This window comes from Bacteroidota bacterium (genome assembly GCA_017303905.1).
Taxonomy (GTDB): domain Bacteria; phylum Bacteroidota; class Bacteroidia; order B-17B0; family Aurantibacillaceae; genus JAHEYG01.
Map to the genome: position 1 here is coordinate 969,835 of JAFLBH010000001.1, position 21,976 is coordinate 991,810.

At 35.3% G+C, this 21,976-nt stretch carries 24 protein-coding genes and 1 tRNA gene; 10 read left to right on the forward strand and 15 right to left on the reverse strand.

Annotation, left to right across the window (positions count from 1 at the left end; translation table 11 throughout):
• Positions 1–7: 7 nt before the first annotated feature.
• Positions 8–412: a 3-oxoacyl-ACP synthase gene (locus tag J0L69_04075; protein MBN8692348.1), complete on the reverse strand. Its 405-nt coding sequence runs from the start codon at positions 410–412 to the stop codon at positions 8–10.
• A gap of 97 nt (positions 413–509) precedes the next feature.
• On the opposite strand from J0L69_04075, the gene J0L69_04080 reads away from it, so the two are divergent.
• Together J0L69_04080 and J0L69_04085 are read left to right on the forward strand one after the other, a co-directional pair.
• Positions 510–1,133 carry a hypothetical protein gene (locus J0L69_04080; protein ID MBN8692349.1) on the forward strand — a complete coding sequence of 208 codons (624 nt, stop codon included), beginning with the start codon at positions 510–512 and terminating at the stop codon, positions 1,131–1,133.
• A 6-nt stretch (positions 1,134–1,139) separates the two neighbouring features.
• Positions 1,140–2,051 (forward strand): hypothetical protein, encoded by a 912-nt coding sequence (locus J0L69_04085; protein MBN8692350.1) that lies wholly within the window; start codon positions 1,140–1,142, stop codon positions 2,049–2,051.
• 2 nt (positions 2,052–2,053) lie between these two features.
• On the opposite strand, the gene J0L69_04090 is transcribed toward J0L69_04085, so the two are convergent.
• Positions 2,054–3,097 carry an AI-2E family transporter gene (locus J0L69_04090; protein MBN8692351.1) on the reverse strand — a complete coding sequence of 348 codons (1,044 nt, stop codon included), beginning with the start codon at positions 3,095–3,097 and terminating at the stop codon, positions 2,054–2,056.
• Positions 3,098–3,114: 17 nt separating this feature from the next.
• The gene (locus tag J0L69_04095) at positions 3,115–3,612 is read right to left on the reverse strand and encodes a hypothetical protein (protein ID MBN8692352.1); all 498 of its coding nucleotides are present in this window, start codon (positions 3,610–3,612) and stop codon (positions 3,115–3,117) included.
• Between the two features lie 228 nt (positions 3,613–3,840).
• Between J0L69_04095 and J0L69_04100 the strand changes: the two genes are divergently transcribed.
• The 6 genes from J0L69_04100 to J0L69_04125 all read left to right on the forward strand — a co-directional run bounded on the left by J0L69_04100 (position 3,841) and on the right by J0L69_04125 (position 7,624).
• Positions 3,841–3,915, forward strand: a tRNA-Val gene (locus J0L69_04100).
• 37 nt (positions 3,916–3,952) lie between these two features.
• Positions 3,953–4,207, forward strand: a complete 255-nt coding sequence (locus J0L69_04105; GenBank protein ID MBN8692353.1) for a GIY-YIG nuclease family protein — start codon at positions 3,953–3,955, stop codon at positions 4,205–4,207.
• A gap of 148 nt (positions 4,208–4,355) precedes the next feature.
• On the forward strand, positions 4,356–5,612 hold the full coding sequence (locus tag J0L69_04110) for an OmpA family protein (GenBank protein ID MBN8692354.1): 1,257 nt from the start codon (positions 4,356–4,358) through the stop codon (positions 5,610–5,612).
• Position 5,613: 1 nt separating this feature from the next.
• On the forward strand, positions 5,614–6,006 hold the full coding sequence (locus J0L69_04115) for a hypothetical protein (protein MBN8692355.1): 393 nt from the start codon (positions 5,614–5,616) through the stop codon (positions 6,004–6,006).
• A 227-nt stretch (positions 6,007–6,233) separates the two neighbouring features.
• Positions 6,234–7,361: a DEAD/DEAH box helicase gene (locus J0L69_04120; protein MBN8692356.1), complete on the forward strand. Its 1,128-nt coding sequence runs from the start codon at positions 6,234–6,236 to the stop codon at positions 7,359–7,361.
• Between the two features lie 74 nt (positions 7,362–7,435).
• Entirely contained in the window at positions 7,436–7,624 is a 189-nt protein-coding gene (locus J0L69_04125) for a cold shock domain-containing protein (GenBank protein ID MBN8692357.1), read from the forward strand.
• Between the two features lie 75 nt (positions 7,625–7,699).
• Here the strand turns inward: J0L69_04125 and J0L69_04130 are convergent, their stop codons facing one another.
• Positions 7,700–8,119 (reverse strand): hypothetical protein, encoded by a 420-nt coding sequence (locus J0L69_04130; protein ID MBN8692358.1) that lies wholly within the window; start codon positions 8,117–8,119, stop codon positions 7,700–7,702.
• Between the two features lie 44 nt (positions 8,120–8,163).
• Here J0L69_04130 and J0L69_04135 point away from each other — a divergent pair, with 44 nt between their 5' ends.
• Positions 8,164–8,625, forward strand: coding sequence for a hypothetical protein (locus J0L69_04135; GenBank protein ID MBN8692359.1), 462 nt, complete (start codon positions 8,164–8,166; stop codon positions 8,623–8,625).
• Positions 8,626–8,629: 4 nt separating this feature from the next.
• On the opposite strand, the gene J0L69_04140 is transcribed toward J0L69_04135, so the two are convergent.
• The 7 genes from J0L69_04140 to J0L69_04170 all read right to left on the reverse strand — a co-directional run bounded on the left by J0L69_04140 (position 8,630) and on the right by J0L69_04170 (position 16,371).
• Positions 8,630–9,328 (reverse strand): methyltransferase domain-containing protein, encoded by a 699-nt coding sequence (locus tag J0L69_04140; protein ID MBN8692360.1) that lies wholly within the window; start codon positions 9,326–9,328, stop codon positions 8,630–8,632.
• Between the two features lie 3 nt (positions 9,329–9,331).
• The gene (locus J0L69_04145; protein MBN8692361.1) at positions 9,332–11,341 is read right to left on the reverse strand and encodes a SpoIIE family protein phosphatase; all 2,010 of its coding nucleotides are present in this window, start codon (positions 11,339–11,341) and stop codon (positions 9,332–9,334) included.
• Between the two features lie 82 nt (positions 11,342–11,423).
• Positions 11,424–11,963 (reverse strand): dihydrofolate reductase, encoded by a 540-nt coding sequence (locus tag J0L69_04150; GenBank protein MBN8692362.1) that lies wholly within the window; start codon positions 11,961–11,963, stop codon positions 11,424–11,426.
• 80 nt (positions 11,964–12,043) lie between these two features.
• Entirely contained in the window at positions 12,044–14,044 is a 2,001-nt protein-coding gene (locus tag J0L69_04155; GenBank protein ID MBN8692363.1) for a tetratricopeptide repeat protein, read from the reverse strand.
• Between the two features lie 142 nt (positions 14,045–14,186).
• A complete protein-coding gene (locus tag J0L69_04160) occupies positions 14,187–15,173 on the reverse strand; it encodes a hypothetical protein (GenBank protein MBN8692364.1) in 987 nt (328 codons plus the stop codon).
• A gap of 37 nt (positions 15,174–15,210) precedes the next feature.
• On the reverse strand, positions 15,211–15,873 hold the full coding sequence (locus J0L69_04165; protein MBN8692365.1) for a DsbA family oxidoreductase: 663 nt from the start codon (positions 15,871–15,873) through the stop codon (positions 15,211–15,213).
• Positions 15,874–15,978: 105 nt separating this feature from the next.
• Positions 15,979–16,371: a helix-turn-helix transcriptional regulator gene (locus J0L69_04170; protein MBN8692366.1), complete on the reverse strand. Its 393-nt coding sequence runs from the start codon at positions 16,369–16,371 to the stop codon at positions 15,979–15,981.
• A gap of 137 nt (positions 16,372–16,508) precedes the next feature.
• Between J0L69_04170 and J0L69_04175 the strand changes: the two genes are divergently transcribed.
• Entirely contained in the window at positions 16,509–16,871 is a 363-nt protein-coding gene (locus tag J0L69_04175; GenBank protein MBN8692367.1) for a DoxX family protein, read from the forward strand.
• 66 nt (positions 16,872–16,937) lie between these two features.
• On the opposite strand, the gene J0L69_04180 is transcribed toward J0L69_04175, so the two are convergent.
• The 4 genes from J0L69_04180 to J0L69_04195 form a co-directional block, all read right to left on the reverse strand.
• Positions 16,938–17,753 carry a KilA-N domain-containing protein gene (locus J0L69_04180; protein ID MBN8692368.1) on the reverse strand — a complete coding sequence of 272 codons (816 nt, stop codon included), beginning with the start codon at positions 17,751–17,753 and terminating at the stop codon, positions 16,938–16,940.
• Positions 17,754–18,120: 367 nt separating this feature from the next.
• Positions 18,121–19,599, reverse strand: coding sequence for a rhomboid family intramembrane serine protease (locus J0L69_04185; protein ID MBN8692369.1), 1,479 nt, complete (start codon positions 19,597–19,599; stop codon positions 18,121–18,123).
• 44 nt (positions 19,600–19,643) lie between these two features.
• On the reverse strand, positions 19,644–20,582 hold the full coding sequence (locus tag J0L69_04190; GenBank protein ID MBN8692370.1) for a hypothetical protein: 939 nt from the start codon (positions 20,580–20,582) through the stop codon (positions 19,644–19,646).
• 21 nt (positions 20,583–20,603) lie between these two features.
• Entirely contained in the window at positions 20,604–21,941 is a 1,338-nt protein-coding gene (locus J0L69_04195; GenBank protein MBN8692371.1) for a toll/interleukin-1 receptor domain-containing protein, read from the reverse strand.
• Positions 21,942–21,976 lie beyond the last annotated feature (35 nt).

The window sequence follows — 21,976 nt, forward strand, 5'->3', positions numbered from 1 at the left end:
GGCTTTTTTATTGAATAGAAGTTATTTGATAATTCACACCGTTAAAATCAAGTGAAGCCCCTTGTTTTAATCCCATAAATTTTAAAGCCAGCGGTGATTTGTCGGAAATGACAATAACGGTGTTTTTCTCGAATTCGATTTTTCCTATGGCAACCGCAATAAAAATTTGTCCGCGGTTGGTATAAATTAAACTGCCTTTCGTAACCGATGTTGAAGTGTTTTTAGGAAGTGATGATAGTTCAGCCTGCACTTGTAAAGCGTCGTTAATCTGGCGACTCAGTTTTTCCTGTTCCAGTTGCATCATAGCTCTCGCGGTTTCGTGTTTATCGCCGGCGCTGCTTTTTGTTTCATTGTTAGCTGATTCGGTGATTTGCGATAAGGCAACTTTGAGCGATTGAACTTTCTGTTCCATTAAATTTTTGCAATGCAAAAATAAACGCTCTTTTAAACTTGTATTATTCATACTTCATAAATATCCGAAAAAATATTACTTTTAGTATATTCTATTTATGAAACAATTTTTTTCACTGCTACTATTCATCTGTTTTTCATTCCCACTTTTTTGTCAGGAAGCGAAAAACGAAAAACCTATTTGGGGTGGCGGCATCGAAATGTTTTATTCGGCGAATGCTCATGGCGCGTTTTATTCAGGGCACTTAAGTTTTAATCAGTCAAAGCATCATTTAAAAGTTGGGCCGTTAGTACACAAACGAAGTTTAAAAGTTTCCGGTGCGAAGTTAGCTTACTCGTTTGTGTTGGCAGGAATGGATGCGGAGGAGATGTTGCATGCCAATTTCAGAGAAAGCAGTAACGGTTCGTGGCGAGTAAGCTTAATGACATTTGTTCAATATATTGATAAAACGCAAATGAATTATAAGCGAGTAGTGGAGGAAGAGTTGTTGAATCCGGATATTAAGCAAGACTGGAATAAAGTTTACTTATCTACGGTTGAAGGAGGATTGGGCGCAGAGTTAGATGTAAAACTTTTTAATTCTGTGCAATTAAGAACTTATGTAGGCGTAAGTGTTTATTCGCACTTAAATTACCCAACAGTTATGTACCACGAAAAAACGGCCGCGGCTTTTATTTTTGGCGCGGGTGTGAATGTGCCCTCATTTAAAAGGAATAAATAATCAAACATGGAAACCATTTTAATTACCATTGTATCGCTCGTTGTTATTATGGCCTTGGCTTTTTATATGATAAAAGTCCGTGATAAAATTGCGAATGGCGATTTGAAATTTGTGGAGATAATGAGTGATAAGGCAGTTATTATAACAACAATAATTCATAGTGGAGGAGAGGGCGACGCTTTCTACCATACAAAACTTACTGTGTATGATTTAAAGAATCCGCAGGAAAAGAAAATTAAAGTATTTAAACAAGAGCTTAAGGAAGTACATCGGATTGAAAAATATTTAGTGATGGAGTTAGAGCGAAGATATTTTTCAATTTTCGACACGGAGGCATTTGAAGAATGTTTCAATACACGACAGCCAGCAAATTATTTGAAGCTTGATTCGGAGGATGGAATTGCGGAAATAAAATATCAAAAAGGCGATTGGAAGTTTGACATCACAACGAGTCAAGGCAAAAAGCTGTATATTTATCTAAAAGATATTTTGAAGCTAAGAAACACAGAGCCGCAAATAGAGAAGAGGAAATATCCAATTGGAAATTTCAATTTATATAAGCATAAGCAAAACGAAACATTTGTTTTACATTACAACCATCAGCCAATACTAGGAAGCAAGGAATATATCAATGCGCAGGTGGTGTCAGGTGATGAAAATATTGGTGTTATACTACACGATGCGGCCATAATGGACTATCCCGAAGTAAGGGTTACAGCTGTTAATTCAAAAGGACAAGAAGTGTGGACTTATAACCAGCAGCAATTAAAATTAAAGCACGAGAGGGAATACGATAACAGAATAAAGCTTTACGACTGGAGAGAAGAAGGTGAATATCTTTTATTAGCGTTTGAAGCAAAGAAAGATCGCGTTGTTGGGCTTCACAAAAAGAACGGCGCTATTTTATTTCTTTATTAGAATTATTTTCCAAGTAAATCCGACCAATGTTTCATCTCCGGAAAATGAGAGGCAAATAGCCTAAATGCTGCGGCAAAAGGTAAAAACAAAATCATTCCGGATACACCCCAAAAAAGCGCGCCAATAAAAATCACAACGATTGCTGCTAAAGTATTCAGATTAACAAAGCGTCCAACGATATATGGGAAAATTAAATTGGCTTCTAAGTATTGTACAACAGAGAACACACCAACAACACCTAAAGGTTGCCAAAGCGAGCCTGTGTTAATCCAGCTTAGCGTGATTGGAAGAACAGCACTGATTACTATTCCGAAATAAGGAATAATAGTCATGATGGCTGTAAGCATTCCAAACATAAGTGGATTTTCCACACCAATTAACCAGAGTCCGAGCGTGTTTAAGATTCCAACGGTTAAATAAACCATTACCATGCCGCGAATGAATTTTGAAAACAGGCTAATGGTATCATTCAGCGCGGCGAATAATTGTACACGTTGATCATCAGTAAAAAGTTGTGAAAGAAAATTGACTAGTTTTTTTCGGTAAACCAAAATCAAAGCAATGTAAACCGGAATGATGAACAAGTTCAATAAGGCTTCAAACGTTGCCTTTGATGTATCCTGAATAATTTGTCCTGCATTTGCACTGAGAGAATGTAAAGTATCGCTTACCCAAATCATTTGTTCTTCTGTGCTCCATCCAAATTCGGTTTCCAGCAAGTTTTGAATTTGCTGCATGAGCGGATTTATCTTTTGATGTAATAAAGCCCATTTACTGCTGATGAGAGTTGTTTCATAAGTGAGTACGGTAATTAATCCGCCGAACAGAAGGCACACAATTAAAATGGGAATCGCAATTGAAATTGTTTTTCCGAAGCCTTTAGTTTCAAAGAAACGACACATTGGGTAAAGTACAATGGCCGTCATGAAGGAGTAAGCAAGCGGAATTAAAAAAGGTTTTCCGAAGTAAAGGATGAGTCCTGTAAAAACAATGGAACTTACGAACTTAAAGTAAGAATTAGTTTTTTCTGAATTGGCAGCTGACATTTATACAATCTTAAAGATTATTTTTTAAGATTTCCAAAGTTGTAATTTTCAGTTTTTATAACTTTCCCTTTTTCGTCGTATTCGGTCCATGTACCGTGTTTTATACAATAGCCATTATCCCAAAGCGGTTCCCAAACATCTGTATCATTTTCGCGATAGTGCCCTTGCGTTTTAACTTTTCCATTTGGATAGTAAGCGGTAAATGAACCCACGTAACAATCTTTATATTGAACAGCCTTCGTACTTAGTTTGCCATTTTCATCATAGGTTTCTAACATACACGGAGTGCATTCAGCAATGGATGAACGCGAAGCAATCATCACATCATATTTATCTTTCGAAATTTCTTTTCCATTTGCCTTGTAAATCGTTTTGCCATTAACCGTGGCAGTTTCGGTAAAAGCCGTAAAGAATTTCTTCACCGGTAAATTTTTGTAGTTGATTGAAGTGCTTTCTTGTGCAATACCGGCTAAGGCTATAAATAAAAATAGGAAGGTGCTGTTAAATCGTTTCATGGTTATTTTTCGATTCTTAAAGATAGCTAAAATATCAGGTCGAAGACCAGTTAGGGGCAGTAGAATGGGTTTGAAATCTCCAATAGAAACCTCTCTATTTTAGCCAGTTACACTGGGATTAAAAAAATTTGCATAATTTAAAATCTGTAATTACATTTGCTGCCCCAATGAATAATGGGAGCTTAGCTCATCCCGATAGCTATCGGGAGGTTCAAAGCACCAAAACTCGGGAGCTTAGCTCAGCTGGTTCAGAGCACCTGCCTTACAAGCAGGGGGTCACTGGTTCGAACCCAGTAGTTCCCACACTAAAAGCCTTACATTAGTAAGGCTTTTTTTATTTTTGCGCAGGCCATATTTTGTTTACGTAATATATTCAAAGACGGTAAAGAAAAAATATACCGGTTATACTGAGAATGTCTCAATAAGATTAAGGCAACATAATGAAGGCACTTTAAGTAGATTTACTAAGAACAAAGGGCCCTGGGAATTGATTTATACAGAAGAATTTATTAACAAAACTGACGCTTTAAAAAGAGAAAAATATCTAAAGACAGGAGCGGGAAGAGATTTTATTAAAGAAAAATTTGGGATTTGACGCAGGGGGGCACTGTCCGCCGCGGCGGACGAACCCAGTAGTTCCCACAAAGCCTCACAGTCCCGATAGCAATCGGGATGTGAGGCTTTTTTATTTCTGTTCATTTCTTTAGCCTTACATTTCGCGTATTTTTTTTAAATTTAGTTTAATGAACAAGTTCAAGTACACACTCCTTTTTTTATTCGCTTTTACCATTACAGCATTCTCACAATCTTCTGCCGATTTAAAGCCCGGCGATGTGATTAATGAAACTTTACAGGTTATTGATGAAAATGGCAACAAGGTCGATTTTAAAATTCCCGCTGAGGATAAATACTTAATCGTTTACAAATACCGTTGGCGTGATGAAGGGAAGGGCATCGATAATGCCGATTCTATTAAAGAACTCGAAACTGAAATCATCGAAATATTACTGCAGGCAAAAATTAAGAATATAAAAGTTGTTTGCTTAAGTTATGATTACGGGCCAAATCTATCAAAGTGGCAAGAGCATCTTAAAGCTAAAAAACCTTTCAGAGTAAATTCTACCTACCGTGTGGATTACTATAATCTCGGCAATAACAGTAAAGGTGATTTACGCAGTAAACAATTGTTTAGTAAAATTACCATTATTGCTCCCGATGGCACTTTATTACGTTGGTCGAGTTCCATTGGGAAATTTGATTATAATACCAAAAAGAGTACAATCATTCGCGCTAAACTGATAACTGAAGCAAACGGAAGAAAACAACCGTTAGACGATGCATCAGTACATGTAGTTTCCAGTTACAAGAAAGATACTTTAGCTGGCACGCACACCAATTCGATGGGTGATTTCGAAATTTATTTAGCCGATAAAGACATGAGCTATAGCTTACGTGTAACGCCAAAGCAAAAAGTAAACAACGTTTCTTTATTAACTCGTGGCGGAACAGAAATTTCTAAATTCAATATCACGCCGGCAGGATTTGAGTATAAATTATTACAAGCGGAGGTTACACGTTTGTCTGAATTTGAACCGAGCGAAGATATTACCGAGCGTTACAGTAAATTCAGTGAATCGGATGAAGGAGAAATGACTTCCATTCAAACTATTTATTACGAGTCGGGAAAAAGTGATATTCGTCCGGAGTCAAAACCTACCATCGATAAAGTGATTCAGATCCTGAAGGACAATTCTAAAGTGCAATTGGAAATTACTTCACATACCGATGCGGAAGGCGATGATGCGTTTAATTTAAAATTATCGGAACAACGCGCTGCTGCTGTTGTAAATTATATTGTTGCTGCAGGAATTAAAGCCAAGCGATTAAAGTCTTTAGGTAAAGGTGAGACGGAAATCCGAAATCGTTGTACAAATGGCGTGCTATGCTTTGATGACGAACACGAATATAATCGAAGAACGGAGTTTAAATTTATAAAGTAAGATGAAAAATTTATTTATTTCCTTTCTCTTAATTTTTTCTTTCGATTTATTTTCTCAAACCAAGCCTGCACCTACGTTTTATGCCAGTTTGGATTGCGCTAATGCAAATAAGGAAATAAATAAAAGTAATCTGTCAAAATGTACGAAGCTTATATTATCCGGACCCGATTCAGAAAACTACACCATTATTTTTTCAATTATAAGTTTTAAGGTTGGTGATGTAATCAAAGAATTTGCTGTTAGAGATGGAGTATTGGATAAAGAAGCTCTGGAGCAACTTATGAAAGTTACTACAGGTAATTTTTTCTATTTGGAGAATGTGCGTGTAAAACATAATGGCTCTGATGCGGCAAATACTCTCCCAACAAGCAAAATTAAAGTCATAGCTAACTAACGTTTAGCGCCTTACCGCTGTATTATCTAAACCCGATTTAGTAGCTTATAATAATAAATTAGGTTTCCCCGTATTATTGTCGTACATTTGTCATGTCTTTAGAAGATTGTATCTCAATCAGTTTGTAGCTCCACAGTGCAATTCGGTATTTTTTACATTTTTCTTAGCCACAATTAATGGTATAAATGTATTAGTACAATTACCGAGTATTTATTTAAAAACAATTAATGACCTTTTCAGATTTAAAACTTATCAAGCCTTTAGTTTTGGCTTTAGATAAGATTGGGTATACAACACCTACCCCCATTCAGCAACAATCCATTCCGGCGATATTAGAAGGCCGCGATATTTTTGGATGTGCGCAAACCGGTACCGGCAAAACTGCTGCCTTTGCTTTACCGATTTTACAATTATTAGACAGCAACAAGGAAAATAACAAACAATGTTCTATTAAAGCATTAATCTTAGCGCCTACGCGTGAATTAGCTTTGCAAATCAGCGAGAGCTTTAAAGATTACGGCTATAATTTACGTTTATCACATACAACCGTATTTGGTGGTGTATCACAATTAGCACAAACAAAAGCGTTACGTGCCGGCGTTGATGTTTTAATTGCAACACCGGGTCGTTTACTCGACTTAATGAATCAAGGCTTTATTAATTTAAACAGCGTTGAACATTTTGTGTTAGATGAAGCGGATCGCATGTTAGACATGGGCTTTATTAACGACATGAAAAAAGTAATTGCAAAATTACCGGCTAAACGTCAGACTTTATTTTTCTCTGCAACAGCAGCGCCTGATATCATGAAACTGGCCAATACCATTTTAAAAAATCCGGTGCATGTTGCGGTAAGTCCTGTTTCATCAACTGCAACATTAGTTGACCAAAGCGTATTTTACGTGAAGCGCGAGAATAAACGTAATTTATTAAAACACGTTTTAAAAAGTAACGAGATCGAACACGTATTAGTGTTTACACGTACCAAACGCGGTGCCGATAAAGTGGCAAAAGATTTAAATAACGATGGTATTAAAGCAGAAGCTATTCATGGTAATAAATCACAAGGAGCGCGTGAGCGTGCTTTGAAGGGATTTAAAAACAGAAGCATTCGTGTTTTAGTAGCCACTGATATTGCATCACGAGGAATTGATGTAGACAAATTATCACATGTAATCAATTTTGAAATTCCTGAAGTAGCAGAGACGTATGTTCACCGTATCGGAAGAACAGGCAGAGCCGGCGCAAGCGGAACCGCTTTATCGTTTTGCTCACAGGAAGAATTAAGTTACATGAAAGACATTAGTAAATTAATTAAAAAGAACATTGCTGTTTCTAAGCATCCGTTCTCTTAATGATTTACTGATAAATAAATAAAACAAATAATAACCCGCTCTTTCTATTAGGAGGGGCAAAAAAACAAAACAAAATGAAAAACGGAACAGTAAAATTTTTTAACGACGTAAAAGGCTTCGGATTTATTAAAGGTGATGATGGACAAGAGATCTTTGTTCATGTAACCGGATTAAAAGAAGAAATTCGTGAAAACGATCAAGTAGTTTACGAAGTTCAAGAAGGAAAGAAAGGCTTAAATGCTGTTAATGTAAAATTAGCTTAATTGCATTTTACCATTTTTTCACTCTATATTTAAAGTGAAAAATCAAGCCCCGGAGCATTGCTTCGGGGTTTTCTTTTATATGGCGTCTTCCTTTTTTTCAGAAGTATCGGATGCCAGTTTTTCCCACACTTCTTTTTTTAATTCTATCTCCTCTTCTGTTTCAAACGGGATTGTCTCCGCGTTTTGATTTTTAATTTTAGTACGGATAAAATAAACGGCAATACCACTCAAAATAAAAGCAACAAACAAAGCAATGAAATTAAAAGGCGATTCTTCAACGCGCGCATTTCGTTTTGCTTGTTTGAATTTAGGCTCGCTCGACATATCCTGATACCCGTATGTATCGGTAACATTAGTAGGTTGATTGGAAGTGATGCTTTGGTTTTCAGATTGTGCTTGCAAAGACTCACTGCCTGCGGTTAAGGCCGCACCGGGGGCATCTTGCGCCTTACCAAAGGCAAATGCCAGTACCATTAAAACAAACGTAATTCTCATGGTAATTGATTTTGAATAATACAATTTACAACAATTTTTTAATTATGCAAGAGATTGTGAATGATTTGACGGAAAAGGAAAAATTGTATCTTAGACAAGCAATTATGATGAAGCCCATCCTTACACCATCAATAAAAACCAATCATGCAACAATTTCTTTTGACGGAAAAAGTATTGTGATAAGTGAATTAGAAGATGATTCTGAGATTTCATTGGAAGATGTTATCGAACATCGTAGAATCATTCACGAGTTTACCGGAGGTAAAAAGCATGCGGTGCTGGCAATTGCCGGTCAGCATACCACCGCCACTAAAGAAGCGCGTGAGTATTCATCTCAAAACATTCCCGAAGGCCGTATAGCGGAGGCTATTGTTATTACTTCCATGCCGGTGCGATTGATGGGTAGAATATTCATCAATTTTCACAAACCCGGATTACCTACTAAATTGTTTGAAACACGAGAAGAAGCTTTGGTGTGGTTGGAGCAGATTTTAACTAGCTATTGATTGTCTATTCAAACTTGAGAAGGTATTGAAACTTGAGCGAAGTGCTATCAATTTCAGATAATTTTAAACCGGATTCCTTCATTTCGTTTATAATTTGTGAAGCGGATAGTTTCATTTCATCAGGCGGACCAACTTCAAAATCTCCCTTTTTAAAATCTACAATCACTAAATGTCCCTTAGGTTTTAGTCCGGATTTTACTTTTTTAAAATAGTCTACACGATTTTCAATGTGATGGTACACATCTACCATAAAAACAATATCTGCTTCCGACGTTTCTACAGGCGGATTTTCGTATTCGGCTTTACGTGTGCTGAGGTTACTTAAATTATCGCGTTTGATTCGGGCATTCATATATTCAATAAAGCGATCGTCAACATCCGCGGCAATTAGTTTAGCGCTTGGTTCTTTTATTTTTGATTCGAAATAAGCTGTACCTGCACCAATATCAATCACCGTTTTATTTTTTAGATCTCCTAAAAACGCAATGACTTTTTCAGGCTGTTGCCATGTATCGCGCTCTGGATTTTCAAAGTGGTCAACCAACTCTTCAAAAGGGCGCTGATTCATATGATGGTTAACGTGACCGTGATGGTGTTCGTGCACAGTAGAATCGTGATGTTCGTGGCTCTTGTTTTTGTTGTGTTCATGTTCTGAACAGGATAGTACAAGTAGCGCAGGCAGAAATATGAATAATTTTTTCATTGATTAAATTTTAATCCCAATCACACACACATCATCCACTTGTTCCAAATCGCCTCTCCAGTTTTCAAAGGTGTGTTTTAAAATTTCTTTTTGTTCGCTTAATGGTTTGTTATGATTTGAAAGTAGTACTTCGTTGAGTTGTTTGTACTTGAATTTCTTTCCTTTTGGTCCGCCAAACTGATCGGCATAACCATCCGTAAATAAATATAGGCAGGTATCTTTGCTGATTTTTACAGTGTGATTGGTGAATGGCTTTTCTGCAGTATAATTCCCGATGGGTTGTTTATCTGCTTTTAATTCTTCCATTACATCTTTGTTTGTATACCAAACCGAATTATTAGCGCCTGAAAATTGTATTTCTTTTTCTGATGAGTTGGTGAATTCAAAGGAAATTAAACTCATATCCATTCCGTCGTTCACGTTATTTTCATTACCAATAAACGCCACTTTTACCAGATCACGTGTTTTGTTTAGAATATCCGAAGGCTTGCTTAAATTAAATTCATTGACGGCGCGTTCCAAAGAGTTACTGCATACCACACTCACCATTGCGCCTGGTACACCATGACCGGTACAGTCGCAAACTGCCAGATAAATAGTGTTTTCTTTTTTATACAGCCAATAAAAATCTCCTGCTACAATATCTTTTGGCTGATAATAAATAAAAGATTCATTGAATGTATTCACAAATGATTGGTCGGATGGTAAAATGGCATTTTGAATACGCTTAGCGTAATTAATAGAGTCTAAAATTTCTTTGTTTTTAACCTCAAGTATTTCTTTTTGTTGTTCTACTAATTTCTTTTCATTATCAAGAAGTTTATTGGCTTTTTGCTTATTAAAGTAAGCGTACAAGGCAAATCCGCCCAGCAATAAGGAAACACCAATGCCAATCATCAGCATCATACTTTTGTTTTCTTGCTTCTCCTTTTCCAATTGCTCAATGGCGGCTTTTTCTTTCAACTGAAGTAATTGTTTATCTTTTTTTTCAACTTGATATTTGGTATCGAGTTCAGCCAGTGTTTGTGAGTTGGTTAGTTTGATTAAACTATCATTTAAAGCTTTTTGTTTTTTCATGTAAATGACCGCGTTTTTATAGTCAGCCATACCTTCGTATGATTGATGCAAAATCTCATACGCTAAAAGCAAATCATTCACTCTTCCGGTACGGTTCCAAAAACTCAGATAAGGGAGGATTGCTTTTACGGCATCGGAATTCTTATTGAGCTTGTGTGAAATATTACCAATGCAATACGAAGCGTAAGCTATTATTGAGGTGTCTTTTGTGATTTCTGCCTGTTCCTTTGCTTTTTCAAAATACTTAAAACTTTCTGATACAGGATTGCCGGCCATATTTAAATATTCGCCATAATTATTATAAAGTATTCCCAAAATTTTTAATTGTTGTTTTTCTGCAATATCAATAGCTTTCTTGTAAATGGATGAGGCTTTTGGTAAAGAATCAGGAATGTTTTGAAGAATTATGGCTTTGAACATATAAGTCGAAACGAGGCCTTCCGAATATTCTTCACCCTTTTGAAGATAATAATTTAATAGAATGTTTACATAACGATTCGCTTCCATGTACGTTCCCTTGTAAAAGTAAATTCTGGCGATACGGTAATAGCTTTGCGCCATGTTTTTGAAATCTCCCGCTTTTTCAAAGTTCGATGTAGATTTAAAGTGATAATAAATGGCTGAATCTTGTATCAAATTTACTTCATACATAAGTGCCAAAACCTGAAAGGATTGTGCGGCTGTTTTGTATTTATTTTCTTTTTGCGCTTCTTCACCTCGATTTTGGAATACTTGAATTAACTTAGGTTTATAAACCTCAGGGTTAAAGCTTGCTAAAGAGATATACAAATCATTAGCTGCAATGCGAAAAATGGAATCTTTTGGATTGGATTTTAAGATGTTAATAAGTGAATCCAGATTTTTAGATTCTGCTGTAAAGCTGAGACAAAACAGTAGCATTACCGCGATAAAGTTCTTAGCTATAACTGAATTCATGCGGATTAAAGATAATAAAATTCTTGAAATGCAAGGTTAATTAAACAAGTAGATACGCCTGTTATTCTTAAAGAAAACTTATTTAATTTTCAATAATAATGTAATGTAATTGTACCAGTCCTTTCTCAAAGGATTTTGAGCTAACTAAGTGTAATTCCTGTTCTGGTCTTTCATTCTCAAATAAGCGAGTACCATTTCCTACCATAACCGGAATGATTGAAATAATCATCTCGTCAATGAGTTTTTCTTTTAAAAGGGCATTTACTACTTGCGATCCACCATCACAAAATATCGTTTTCCCTTTCTCCGATTTCAACTTTGTAATAAGCTCTTTTAATGACCCATTGTAATAATGTAAATTACCTTCGCTGGGTTTGGAATGACGAGTTATTATGTAAGTAGGTTTATCGGCATGAGGAAATTCAGTTACTTGTTTCATGACCCAATCGTAAGTTTTTCTTCCGATTATAACAGTATCCACAGATTTAATGAAATCAAAATAACCATAATCCTCGCCTTCTTTTTGTACGATGTCTAAAAAACTTAAGTCATCATTTGGTTTTGCGATGTAGCCATCCAAACTCATGGCTATGTATAAAATAACTTTACGTTGTGAACTCATATTCTAGTATTGAATTCGGTTTACAATTTATATTTAATGGCTCCGATTTTGTTCTTTAATCCGATTTACCTCATACTGTCTTATAATCGAATACCAATTACACACACATCATCCACTTGTTCTAAATTCCCTCTCCAACTTTCAAAGGTTTGTTTTAGAATTTCTTTTTGTTCACTTAATGGTTTGTTGTGATTTACAAGTAGCACTTCGTTGAGTTGCTTGTATTTAAATTTCTTTCCTTTCGGGCCGCCAAACTGATCGGCGTAGCCGTCGGTATATAAATACAAAGTATCACCCGTATTAGCTTCAACAGTAAATAATTTGAAGTTTTCTTTGCGTTCACCCATTCCCACCGGCATGCGGTCTGATTCAAGTTCTAGTAACTCCGGTGTCGCGAAATACTCCGCAGCCGGTCCCTGAGCTTGTCGAAGGGCGGCTTTAATTAAAACAGGCGCGTTGTTTGCCGCCACATAGGTGATTTTGTTATTTGATTTGTCAAGACAAATTAAAATACCATCAAATCCATCTTTCTGCCCCTCTTTGCTGATGTTATCAATTAAACGCTGACGAACAAAATCGAAAACTTTATTTGGTTCTTCAATTCCTTTCTCGTTAACAGCTTCATTTAAAAAACTAATATTTAATAAACTCATGAATGCGCCCGGAACACCATGTCCGGTTGAATCACACACCGCTAAATAAAACTTGTTGCCGCGTTTGGTAGCCCAGTAAAAATCGCCTGATACAATGTCTTTAGGATTGAAGTAAACAAAGTGATTTGGAATGTTTTCTTTTAAAAAATCGGCATGTGCGAGGAGGGTGTACTGAATGCGCTTAGCGTAATTGATGGAGTCAAGGATTTCTTTTTGTTTTTCTTCGATGATGTGATTTTTTAATTCAACTTCTTTTTTCTGGTTTAAAATGATTTGATGCGATTTTTGTTTTTCCTTATAAGCTTTGTAAACAAAGAGGGAAAAAACCAGTGCAACAGCTAAAAATGCAATAATGAAAGCGCTAACAATTTTTTGTTGCTTGATTGTTTTAAGCGACAATTCATTTTCCTTTTGCAGAAGTTTATTTTCACTTTCTTTTTTTTCTGTTTCATACCTTACTGATAATTCATTGATTTGGGCCGAGCTTTTTTCGTTAAATATGGAATCTTTAATTAAATTATACTTCTCGGAAAACTCATAGGCTTGCTTGTAATCTTTTAAACCTAAATAAGCATTGGTTAGTCCGTCATATGCCGATTTGATGATTTCTTTTGCATTGATTGACCGGCCTAAAGCCATGGCTTGCTGATGGTATGAAATTCCTTTTTCATATTGTTTTAATTTTACATAATCATAACCAATATTATTTAACGAAGACGCTATCTGAAATTGATCGTTTAATTCCTTTCTTATTTCCAATGCTTTTGTATCGTATTTCAAACAGGTTTCAAAATCATTTTCATCAAAATAAATACCGGCCATATTCGTAAGTATCATGGCAATTGCTTCCCGGTTTTTGATTTTGGAGTTTTCTGAATAGGCTTTTTCAAAATAGGATAATGCGGAATCGGATTGCCCCATGTTGTAGTAACTCAAACCAATATTATTCAATAAAGAAGCCACCCCGTGTTGATTTTTTGTTTCCTGCATTAATGTTATGGATTGTTTGTAATAATCAATTGATTTGGCGAACTGACTCATATCATCATAAATCATTCCGATATGATTTAAAATAATGGCACTTTCATCTTTGTCTTTATATTTCTCCGATTCAGCAAGTGCTTCAACATTAATTTTTAGGGCAGTGGGATAATCTCCCTTGTAGTAATAGGCTAATGCAAGACTTTTAAGACAACTTGCCTTTAATGAATTTTTTTGATTTTTTGAAAGCTCAATCCCTCTTTGTGAAAGTTCAATGGCCTTTTCAGGATTATTTTTGCTAAGCGTAAAGGCCCATCTGAATAGTTTGTTGATGCGTAAACTATCTGAATCGTATTTCGCAAGTATTGAATTTATCGTGTCATCCTGTGCCTTAAAAGCACAAAGCAAACATAAAAATGCAAGACTAAAAAATACCCTTTTCCTCATTAGGATAAAGATATAACTATTCTTGAATTTTTAAAAAGGAGCGAAACAAAGAATTACTTGTCCGTAGTAAATAATGGCTCTAACTTTAGGCGGTGCAAAAAATTGTAGTTATCCGGTAAAAATAAATTAAAGGTATGATAGATCATTCGGTGTTTGTTTCCGCTTCCTTATCTTCCCGGACCTCTGCCTTTGCTTTTTCTGCCTCCAGCACACAATCCGTATACAAATCAGTTATTTTTAAATTCTTGGTTTTCTCATTTATCTGTCCATGGTTTAGTGGAAAAGGCGATTTTTTCACTTTAGCTGTAAAGCAAGGGAGGTATTCATATTCTTTTTTTATGTTATCAGAATTCATAACAAATGCAGGAGTGTCTAATTCTTTGCTGAAATAATAGTACCTATCCTTCGAAGTACTTTCGATACTATAAACTACAAAACCTTCCACTACCTGTTCAACTCTCATTCCGGGAAAAACATTCCATTTTAAACCAATTGGATCAATGCGGTAGGTTGTAAAGTCTCCGTTCTTATACAGCCTGAAACCCCAAATAGAATCCTTCTTAAAAATGAGATCAGAATGCCCCAGTCTTTTTAAAACAATCTGTTCTTGTTTGAAAGGAAAATTCAGGAATTGAATACTTATTAAGGAATCTAATATCACATTTTTTGATTTTAAGTCAGTGGAAATGAGTACTTCTATTTTGTCAAATTTTATAGTTTGTGATTCAATTCCTTTGGATGTAAAATAGTAAATCTCGGGTTGAGGTATAAATACCTGGGGTCGTTTAAACCGAAAAAAGGTAGTACAAAGATTTGTGTCATTAATTAATTTATAACTCATTAAACTATCAGCCGCTAAGTTTAATAGTTTCTCAGTCTTTTTGTAATATCCCATGCATACTCGGTATCCGGCAGGGCTCGCCTGATAAAATCTAAAGAGACCATCGTTATTTAAGATTAATTGCGCAATGTAATAGGGACTGTTGATTTTAAATGAATCACTGGAATTGTTTACTTTGAGAAATGAACCGGGAAATCTCGCAACATTCGACTTTAAATCATTTTGCGCAAATGAATTGTGTAGAAATAAAATAATAAGGAATGAAAATCCGAATAACCTTAATGGCATAATGCAATTAATCTTTATGCTAAATTAATTTATCTCTTTATTTACCTGATACTTCAGCTAAACTATTTTTCAACGCGCCATAAAAGGTAGAGGAGGGTTGCGCACCCGATACCACATATTTGCGATTGAACACAAAGAAAGGCACACCGGTTACCCCAATTTTATAAGCTTCTTCAATATCTTTTTTTACTTCCGCGGCATAAGCATCACTGTTTATCACTGCATTCGCTTCCTTCTCATCTAAACCAATTTCTTTAGCGAGTTGTAATAGAGTAGCGGCATCGCACATGTTTTTTCCTTCTGTAAAATAAGCCTTAAACAAACGCTCTTCGGCTTCATCGCCTAAGCCTTTTGTTTTGGCAAATTGAATTAAGCGATGCGCGTCAAATGAATTTGCCACGACTGCTTTTTCAAAATGATAATCCAAGCCGGCGTTTTTGGCCATTTGTACGACGTTTTCGTGCATGCTCACCGAATTTTCATAACTGATGCCTTTGCGTTCGGCTAAATATTGATACACGTTTAATTTGCGCGCGGGTTTTGGTAAATCAGGATCTAATTGAAAACTGTGCCATATCACTTCTATGTCTTTATTATTTTCCAGTTGTTTTAAGGCTTCTTCAAAATGGCGTTTACCTATGTAACAAAACGGACACATAATATCCGACCAAATTTCAACTTTTACTTTTGCAGTGCTCATAAGGGTATCTTTTTTTACAGACTCACTTTTAGTTTGCGAGAAAGCAGTTACACCGCAAAGAAGTAAACAAAAGAGAGTTATTTTTTTCATATTAAGCTTATAGATTTAATTCTTTCTTCCGTTGCGCGCAATAATACGCTTGCGGTGTTTAGAACCCCATTTGTGTAATTCGCCGAGTAGGGGCTTTATGGTTGTACCATAATTGGTTAATTCATACTCGATGCTTACCGGTAATGTATCATATACATGGCGTTCTACCAGTTCATTCATCTCTAAATCTTTTAATTCCTTAGAGAGAACTTTAGGTGTTAGTCCTGGAATTTCGCGTTGTATTTGCTTGAAACGTTTTTTGCCGAAAGAAAGCGAGAGTATAATTTGCAATTTCCACTTACCGCTTAATACATCTAAGGCGTCTTTCACGGGCAAAAGTAATTTCGCGCATTGCTCACCGGAGGCATGTGTCGGACATTTACGTTTATCGTATTCATACGTTTCCATGCCGCAAAGATATCAAATAATAATCAGCTTTCCTTTTTATAGTGGTTTCCTAAAGTATAGCGGTTTCCAACGGGAAAGTAGTTACAAACGTAAAGCAGGTTACCATAATTTTGTTGTCAATCTATAAAACTAAAATCATGACAAAAACTACACGCATTATTTCCATCGTATTAATGGCTTTACCATCGGCAATGTTATTAATGAGCGCCATTATGAAATTCACGCAAGCGCAACCCATTGTGGAAGGCTTTACCAAATCAGGACTCATCGGTTATTTAAATCTAATTGCTGTTATAGAGCTTTTAGCAGTTGTATTATTCTGGATTCCTAAAGCACACAAAGTTGGTTTTCTTCTTTTGTGTTCTTATTTAGGCGGAGCAATTTGTATGGAATTAGCCGGCGGACAATTTCCGACAGCGGCTGTTTTCCTAGCGCTTATCTGGTTAGGTGTTTATCTGAAAAATAAAGCCATGTTTTTGCAGGAAACAAAAATCGCTTAAGAGAAGAATTATAAAATAAGTTTCTCAATATGGAGGTCGCAATTTGCGACCTCCAAATGGCACTGTCTATTTCAATTTCTTTAATTGAACATTCGTCATTAATGATCTCATCTGCGAAATCGCTATTTTATTTAATTGCGTTAATCTTTCGCTTTGTGAAATATTTTGATTTATAAGAAGGGAGTTGATGCTTTCCATGTTCGATAATACAACCAATTGTTCAATGCTTGCAGTATCGCGTATATTGCCGGATAATTTTGGATTTTGTTCCCGCCATTGTTTGGCTGTTATACCAAACAAAGCCATGTTTAGTAAATCGGCTTCATTAGAATACACAAAGTTTATTTGTTGTTTTGTCAGTTCTTTCGGAATCAGATTCTCTTTTATAGCGTCGGTATGAATTTTGTAATTTATTTTAGCTAAAGTTCGACTAACATTCCATTCTAATTTTAAACGGTTGTTCTCCTCTTCTTTCAAACGCTGAAATTCTTTGATAAGGTAAATTTTAAATTCAGCGCTGATCCACATTCCAAATTCGAAGGCAATATCAGGGTGAGCATATGTTCCCCCATACCTTCCCGGTGTGGCCTTTAAACCAATCGAATTGGTTTTAGCTTCCCATTCTTTCACGCTTATTTTGTAGTTATTTAGACCGGCTTGACTTTTAATTATGGCGAATTCGCCATAATTAAAATCCGTATTATAAATGCTTTCCCATATTCCTAGAAATTCAACGGTATTTCGATTTCTAAGCCAGTCAGAAATGAAGAAATCACCATCTTTTGCTTTTAGCATATCTGTTAGCGAAATGTAATCAATGTTATTTTGATTAATTATGGCTATGAGCGTACCCTTTACATTTAAAGTCTTTTGTTTTGCCATTCTTTCAAGTTTTAGGTATGGTGTTAACCATGTTACAATTTGTTGCTATTCTTTAATTATACCGAATTCGGTATAATTAAAAGTGGAATTGTATAGATTTCCCCATTAAGTATTTTAATAAAATTTACAGCAAAACTATAGGCAAAAACTGCAAGCTGCTTGCCATAAATTATAGCAAACAGAAGAAGTGAACAAAAATTACAGAGATAAGGGTGGATTGCATCCTGATTGCTATCGGGACCGCGCTAGCGGGTTAGGTTTTTATCTGAAAAACAAAACCATGTTTTTACAAGAAACAAAAACCGCTTAAGAAAAATTATTCTAAATGTTGGGTAGAGGTTATCGCATTTTGTGATAACCTTTTTTATTACTCGCTTATTCTTTTAATGTCTTCAATCGTTTTTTCAATCTTTTGATTGATGATTTCAAATTCTGTTTTGTTTTCGATGCGGGTTGTATCTTTGATGTATTCAGCAAATCGGCGATAAGATTCAATTCTTAAACGGCAGTAATATTTCAATAACTTATTTCTTTCCATAATGTTTTCCGGCAAGTCTAATCGTTTTACTTCTTCGGTAATCTCTACACATCTTTTCCAATTGCTGATTCCCGGATTTTGTATTTTTTTCAAATAGTAGTCGTCTGAAGTTGTATCCGGAAGATTATAAATTATTAGCGCTTCCGTTTCCAGCTTAGAAAATTCTTCCATTTTCTGATCAAAAATCGCTACATCATTTGAAATGGAACTGCACATGAAAACGGTGGCAAGTAAAACTGTTGCGCTTATTAAAATGATAGAGGTTTTTTTTGAAACTTGGGCTTCCGCATCTTTTAACGCCGGATAATAAATATAGCCAACCACCATTCCGCTTAACAGTCCACCTATGTGTGCGGCATTATCCACTCCGCCTTTAAGTCCGTTCACTAAATTATAACCCACAAAAAGAACGATACTGGAGAGAAGGGATTGCCTGGCTGATTTTTCTATTAAATTCGTTGTGAGCATGGCGAGAAAAACACCATACATACCAAAAATGGCACCTGATGCCCCTGCACTAATTGTATAATCATGCCAGCCTAAACTGGTTAAACTGGCAGCAATACCTGTTACGAGATAGGCAGCCAAAAAACGCGTAGTTCCTAAAATGGGTTCCAATAAAAGACCTATGTAAATAAGTGCATACATATTCATGAGTAAATGGAAAACTCCGATATGCAGAAAACAACAAGTGAGCAAACGCCACCATTGATTATCTAAAGTCATCGGACGGAAATTCGCTCCCCACGCCAATAAGTCTTCATTTTCAGGTAAAAAAACATTTGTACCTGTTATCACCATTAAAATAAAAATGAGAATATTTAGATTAACAAGAATAGGTGTTACATAGTAACCTTCACTTGGCACAAAGAGAGAAAAGAAACTGCCTTTTTGAGATTTTACATTTAACGCTCCTTCACTCAATAGTTTTTCTTCTTCGTTGAGAAATGATTTTTTTAATTCTTCAAACTTAGCAGCAAATTCTTCTTTAGTAAAATTTCCTTTAATGCGTTTGCAGGTTAAAATTAAATCTTCAACGTTGCCTTTGTTTTTGCCGTAATCAAATAACTGACTGCTGGTACACTCGCTTTTTAATTTGACTTCTTTGTCTTGTATGTCAATTTTAATTTCTTCACCGTAAGAGCGCATGCTAAAGCCGGAGTAGGCAATAAAGCCATGTTCGTGAATAGTGCCAATGTTCCAGCTTAATTCTTTTGCAGCTTCAATGGCTATTACTAAAAATTCTTGCTGTGATAATTCTTCCAGCTGAAACTCTTTTTCAAATTTAGGAGAAGCACCAAATGCCATACGGGTATTTTAAATTAAATATAGGAAAAATTTAATGTTGTAGCTCAAATGGTATTCTCAGAAACTTTTTTAATGTGTTTTAAAACCCTTTCGTGAATTTTATGAATGATGAAATCACTCCAAATATCCCAATAGATTACAGGTTTGATTTTATTATAGTACCACGTTGTTCCTTCCAATAAAGTCTTACCATTACTAAGTTTGGTTAATTTGAATTGTCCTTTTTTGGAGACAAAATAACCATGTAAATGATTCGGTTGAATATCATAAGGGCTTAATTCTTTCATGGGCTCAGGTTGGTCCACTACATCAAATGCAAGTAAAGTTGGTTCTTCCCATTTGGTAATTGGTTCAACAAAACTTCCGGTTGAAAAATTACAATAGCGAATGGCGCCAACTCCATGCCCATCAATTTTAGCATTAATAGGGTACGCGATTCCGGCATTAAAGAGAAATTCAGTCGGTTCATCCAGTTGCGGGAATACGATAACGTTTTTCCAAACAGTTTCAATGGGTGCGTTTATCTCAATACTAGTTGTTATAGGATTTGCTGTATATTCTTTATCGCTACCGATATGCTCAATGCCCATTAAGAGTGGAACTGAAATCACCAAGGCACCAAGTGTATTGGTTGTAGATTTAACGTTTCTATTGAGAATTTCATAACCCGTGATATAACCAAGCCAATTAAAAAGTAAACCAAGAGGCAAAGCCATTATCATACAAATGATTCCTTCAAAGGCAAAGAACAAAAGACCTATGCAATATATACCCATAGAAGCAAATGAAATATCTCTACAGGTTTTGCGAGTCACTTCATTTTTATAGGCAAAAATGAGTGTACTCATTACACCCATCACCCAGGGTAACCATATAAAAAGACCAAAAGCATAATCTCCAAAAACATCGGTGGCAACATAAGTGCAAGTCCAACCAAAAAGGCAGGTTGATAAGATAGCGAGGAGTTTTTTGTTTAATTTCATTAATGTATAAACGAATTTTGTTTATTTTATTGAGAAAAAATCGCCTTCAACAATTTGTAATAATTGATTACGGTTGACTTTAATGTTTTTAATGGCTGGATTTTCTTTATTTAAGGCTTTATTTGTTTCCTCATCAATTAGATGCCTTTTGTTTTCGTAACTTAACCAAAACTCGTTAGACTGCTCATCTTTTAAAATTGCGCCACGTGTTACCGACACTATTGGTTGGCCAGTTTTTATATTAAATTCACTCTCTGCAATTGAAATATAATTCACTGTATTAAAATCTCTATAACCTAAAAACAGTAACGTCATCATATCTGGTATTAGGCAGTATTTTGAATCTCTAAGGTAGTACGTTGACGCACGTTTATTTAACTTATAGAAAGGATTTATTTCTTTATTTATATTATGAGCGATAGTATCACCTGTTTTCTGAAATGATTCTTTTTTATTTGGATATTTTTCTGTGATATAATCACGCTTATTATACGATTTCAACCAATTAACAAACTCGTTTACTTTTTTACTTAGAACCTCAGATTTAAAATCCTTAATAATATTATCTGATTTTAGTTCATCAATAAGTTTTAAAATATCACTTTCATTATGTAATTGGGCTTGTTGATTTGTACTATGTATAAAGCCAATATCATAATCCTCGCTGTCAATTATTAAAGGCTTAACATTTTTCGATATAACCCAAGCTGCCCCCATTTCATTCATACAAACTCCACTAGCTTTATACTCTTTTGAAATGAATTGTAATACCACTTTTGAATTAACTAGTTCTTCTAATATTCGATTTCTGAAATCTTCACCAGTTTTCGGTTTAGAACCACTCATTGAAGTGTTAAATATTTCTTCTGATGTATTAATATTGAGACCTAATCCTAAAATCAAATCACAAAATTTTATTACTATTTCACTATCTTTCGACGAATGACTAATGAAAATTTTACCATCCATTTTTTTATTAGAGGAAACTTCACTGTTTGTCGGTTTGAATTTAGGAGAAAATTCTCCATAGCTACTTCCATTGGTAAAATCATCTGTAATATTTGCGCCATATCTCCTTAAAAACTGCTCTGAAAGTCTTCCCCCTTCAAAAAATTTATTTTCTCTATTGATTGTTTCAATTATTTGTTCTTGAGTTTTTCCTACTAAATCGGGGTTAGATATAGAGTAGATAACAAAATTCTTATTTTCATTAAGATCAATTGTTTTACCCATAATTATTACTGAGTCTTCACCATTCCTATATGCTTTTAAAGCACGGTTTAACTGTCCTTCATTTAAACCAATCAAAAAGGACTCAATACCATAAATATCTTCAATAAATATATTGTAGTGTTTCATTTTTTTGTTTCCGACTAAAAAGCCCCACATTTCTG

Excerpts from the sequence above, each read along its gene's own strand:
- J0L69_04075 (MBN8692348.1), bottom strand. The coding sequence starts at position 412 with ATGGAACAGAAAGTTCAATCGCTCAAAGTTGCCTTATCGCAAATCACC.
- J0L69_04080 (MBN8692349.1), top strand. The coding sequence starts at position 510 with ATGAAACAATTTTTTTCACTGCTACTATTCATCTGTTTTTCATTCCCA.
- J0L69_04085 (MBN8692350.1), top strand. The coding sequence starts at position 1,140 with ATGGAAACCATTTTAATTACCATTGTATCGCTCGTTGTTATTATGGCC.
- J0L69_04090 (MBN8692351.1), bottom strand. The coding sequence starts at position 3,097 with ATGTCAGCTGCCAATTCAGAAAAAACTAATTCTTACTTTAAGTTCGTA.
- J0L69_04095 (MBN8692352.1), bottom strand. The coding sequence starts at position 3,612 with ATGAAACGATTTAACAGCACCTTCCTATTTTTATTTATAGCCTTAGCC.
- J0L69_04110 (MBN8692354.1), top strand. The coding sequence starts at position 4,356 with ATGAACAAGTTCAAGTACACACTCCTTTTTTTATTCGCTTTTACCATT.
- J0L69_04115 (MBN8692355.1), top strand. The coding sequence starts at position 5,614 with ATGAAAAATTTATTTATTTCCTTTCTCTTAATTTTTTCTTTCGATTTA.
- J0L69_04120 (MBN8692356.1), top strand. The coding sequence starts at position 6,234 with ATGACCTTTTCAGATTTAAAACTTATCAAGCCTTTAGTTTTGGCTTTA.
- J0L69_04125 (MBN8692357.1), top strand. The coding sequence starts at position 7,436 with ATGAAAAACGGAACAGTAAAATTTTTTAACGACGTAAAAGGCTTCGGA.
- J0L69_04130 (MBN8692358.1), bottom strand. The coding sequence starts at position 8,119 with ATGAGAATTACGTTTGTTTTAATGGTACTGGCATTTGCCTTTGGTAAG.
- J0L69_04135 (MBN8692359.1), top strand. The coding sequence starts at position 8,164 with ATGCAAGAGATTGTGAATGATTTGACGGAAAAGGAAAAATTGTATCTT.
- J0L69_04140 (MBN8692360.1), bottom strand. The coding sequence starts at position 9,328 with ATGAAAAAATTATTCATATTTCTGCCTGCGCTACTTGTACTATCCTGT.
- J0L69_04145 (MBN8692361.1), bottom strand. The coding sequence starts at position 11,341 with ATGAATTCAGTTATAGCTAAGAACTTTATCGCGGTAATGCTACTGTTT.
- J0L69_04150 (MBN8692362.1), bottom strand. The coding sequence starts at position 11,963 with ATGAGTTCACAACGTAAAGTTATTTTATACATAGCCATGAGTTTGGAT.
- J0L69_04155 (MBN8692363.1), bottom strand. The coding sequence starts at position 14,044 with ATGAGGAAAAGGGTATTTTTTAGTCTTGCATTTTTATGTTTGCTTTGT.
- J0L69_04160 (MBN8692364.1), bottom strand. The coding sequence starts at position 15,173 with ATGCCATTAAGGTTATTCGGATTTTCATTCCTTATTATTTTATTTCTA.
- J0L69_04165 (MBN8692365.1), bottom strand. The coding sequence starts at position 15,873 with ATGAGCACTGCAAAAGTAAAAGTTGAAATTTGGTCGGATATTATGTGT.
- J0L69_04170 (MBN8692366.1), bottom strand. The coding sequence starts at position 16,371 with ATGGAAACGTATGAATACGATAAACGTAAATGTCCGACACATGCCTCC.
- J0L69_04175 (MBN8692367.1), top strand. The coding sequence starts at position 16,509 with ATGACAAAAACTACACGCATTATTTCCATCGTATTAATGGCTTTACCA.
- J0L69_04180 (MBN8692368.1), bottom strand. The coding sequence starts at position 17,753 with ATGGCAAAACAAAAGACTTTAAATGTAAAGGGTACGCTCATAGCCATA.
- J0L69_04185 (MBN8692369.1), bottom strand. The coding sequence starts at position 19,599 with ATGGCATTTGGTGCTTCTCCTAAATTTGAAAAAGAGTTTCAGCTGGAA.
- J0L69_04190 (MBN8692370.1), bottom strand. The coding sequence starts at position 20,582 with ATGAAATTAAACAAAAAACTCCTCGCTATCTTATCAACCTGCCTTTTT.
- J0L69_04195 (MBN8692371.1), bottom strand. The coding sequence starts at position 21,941 with ATGAAACACTACAATATATTTATTGAAGATATTTATGGTATTGAGTCC.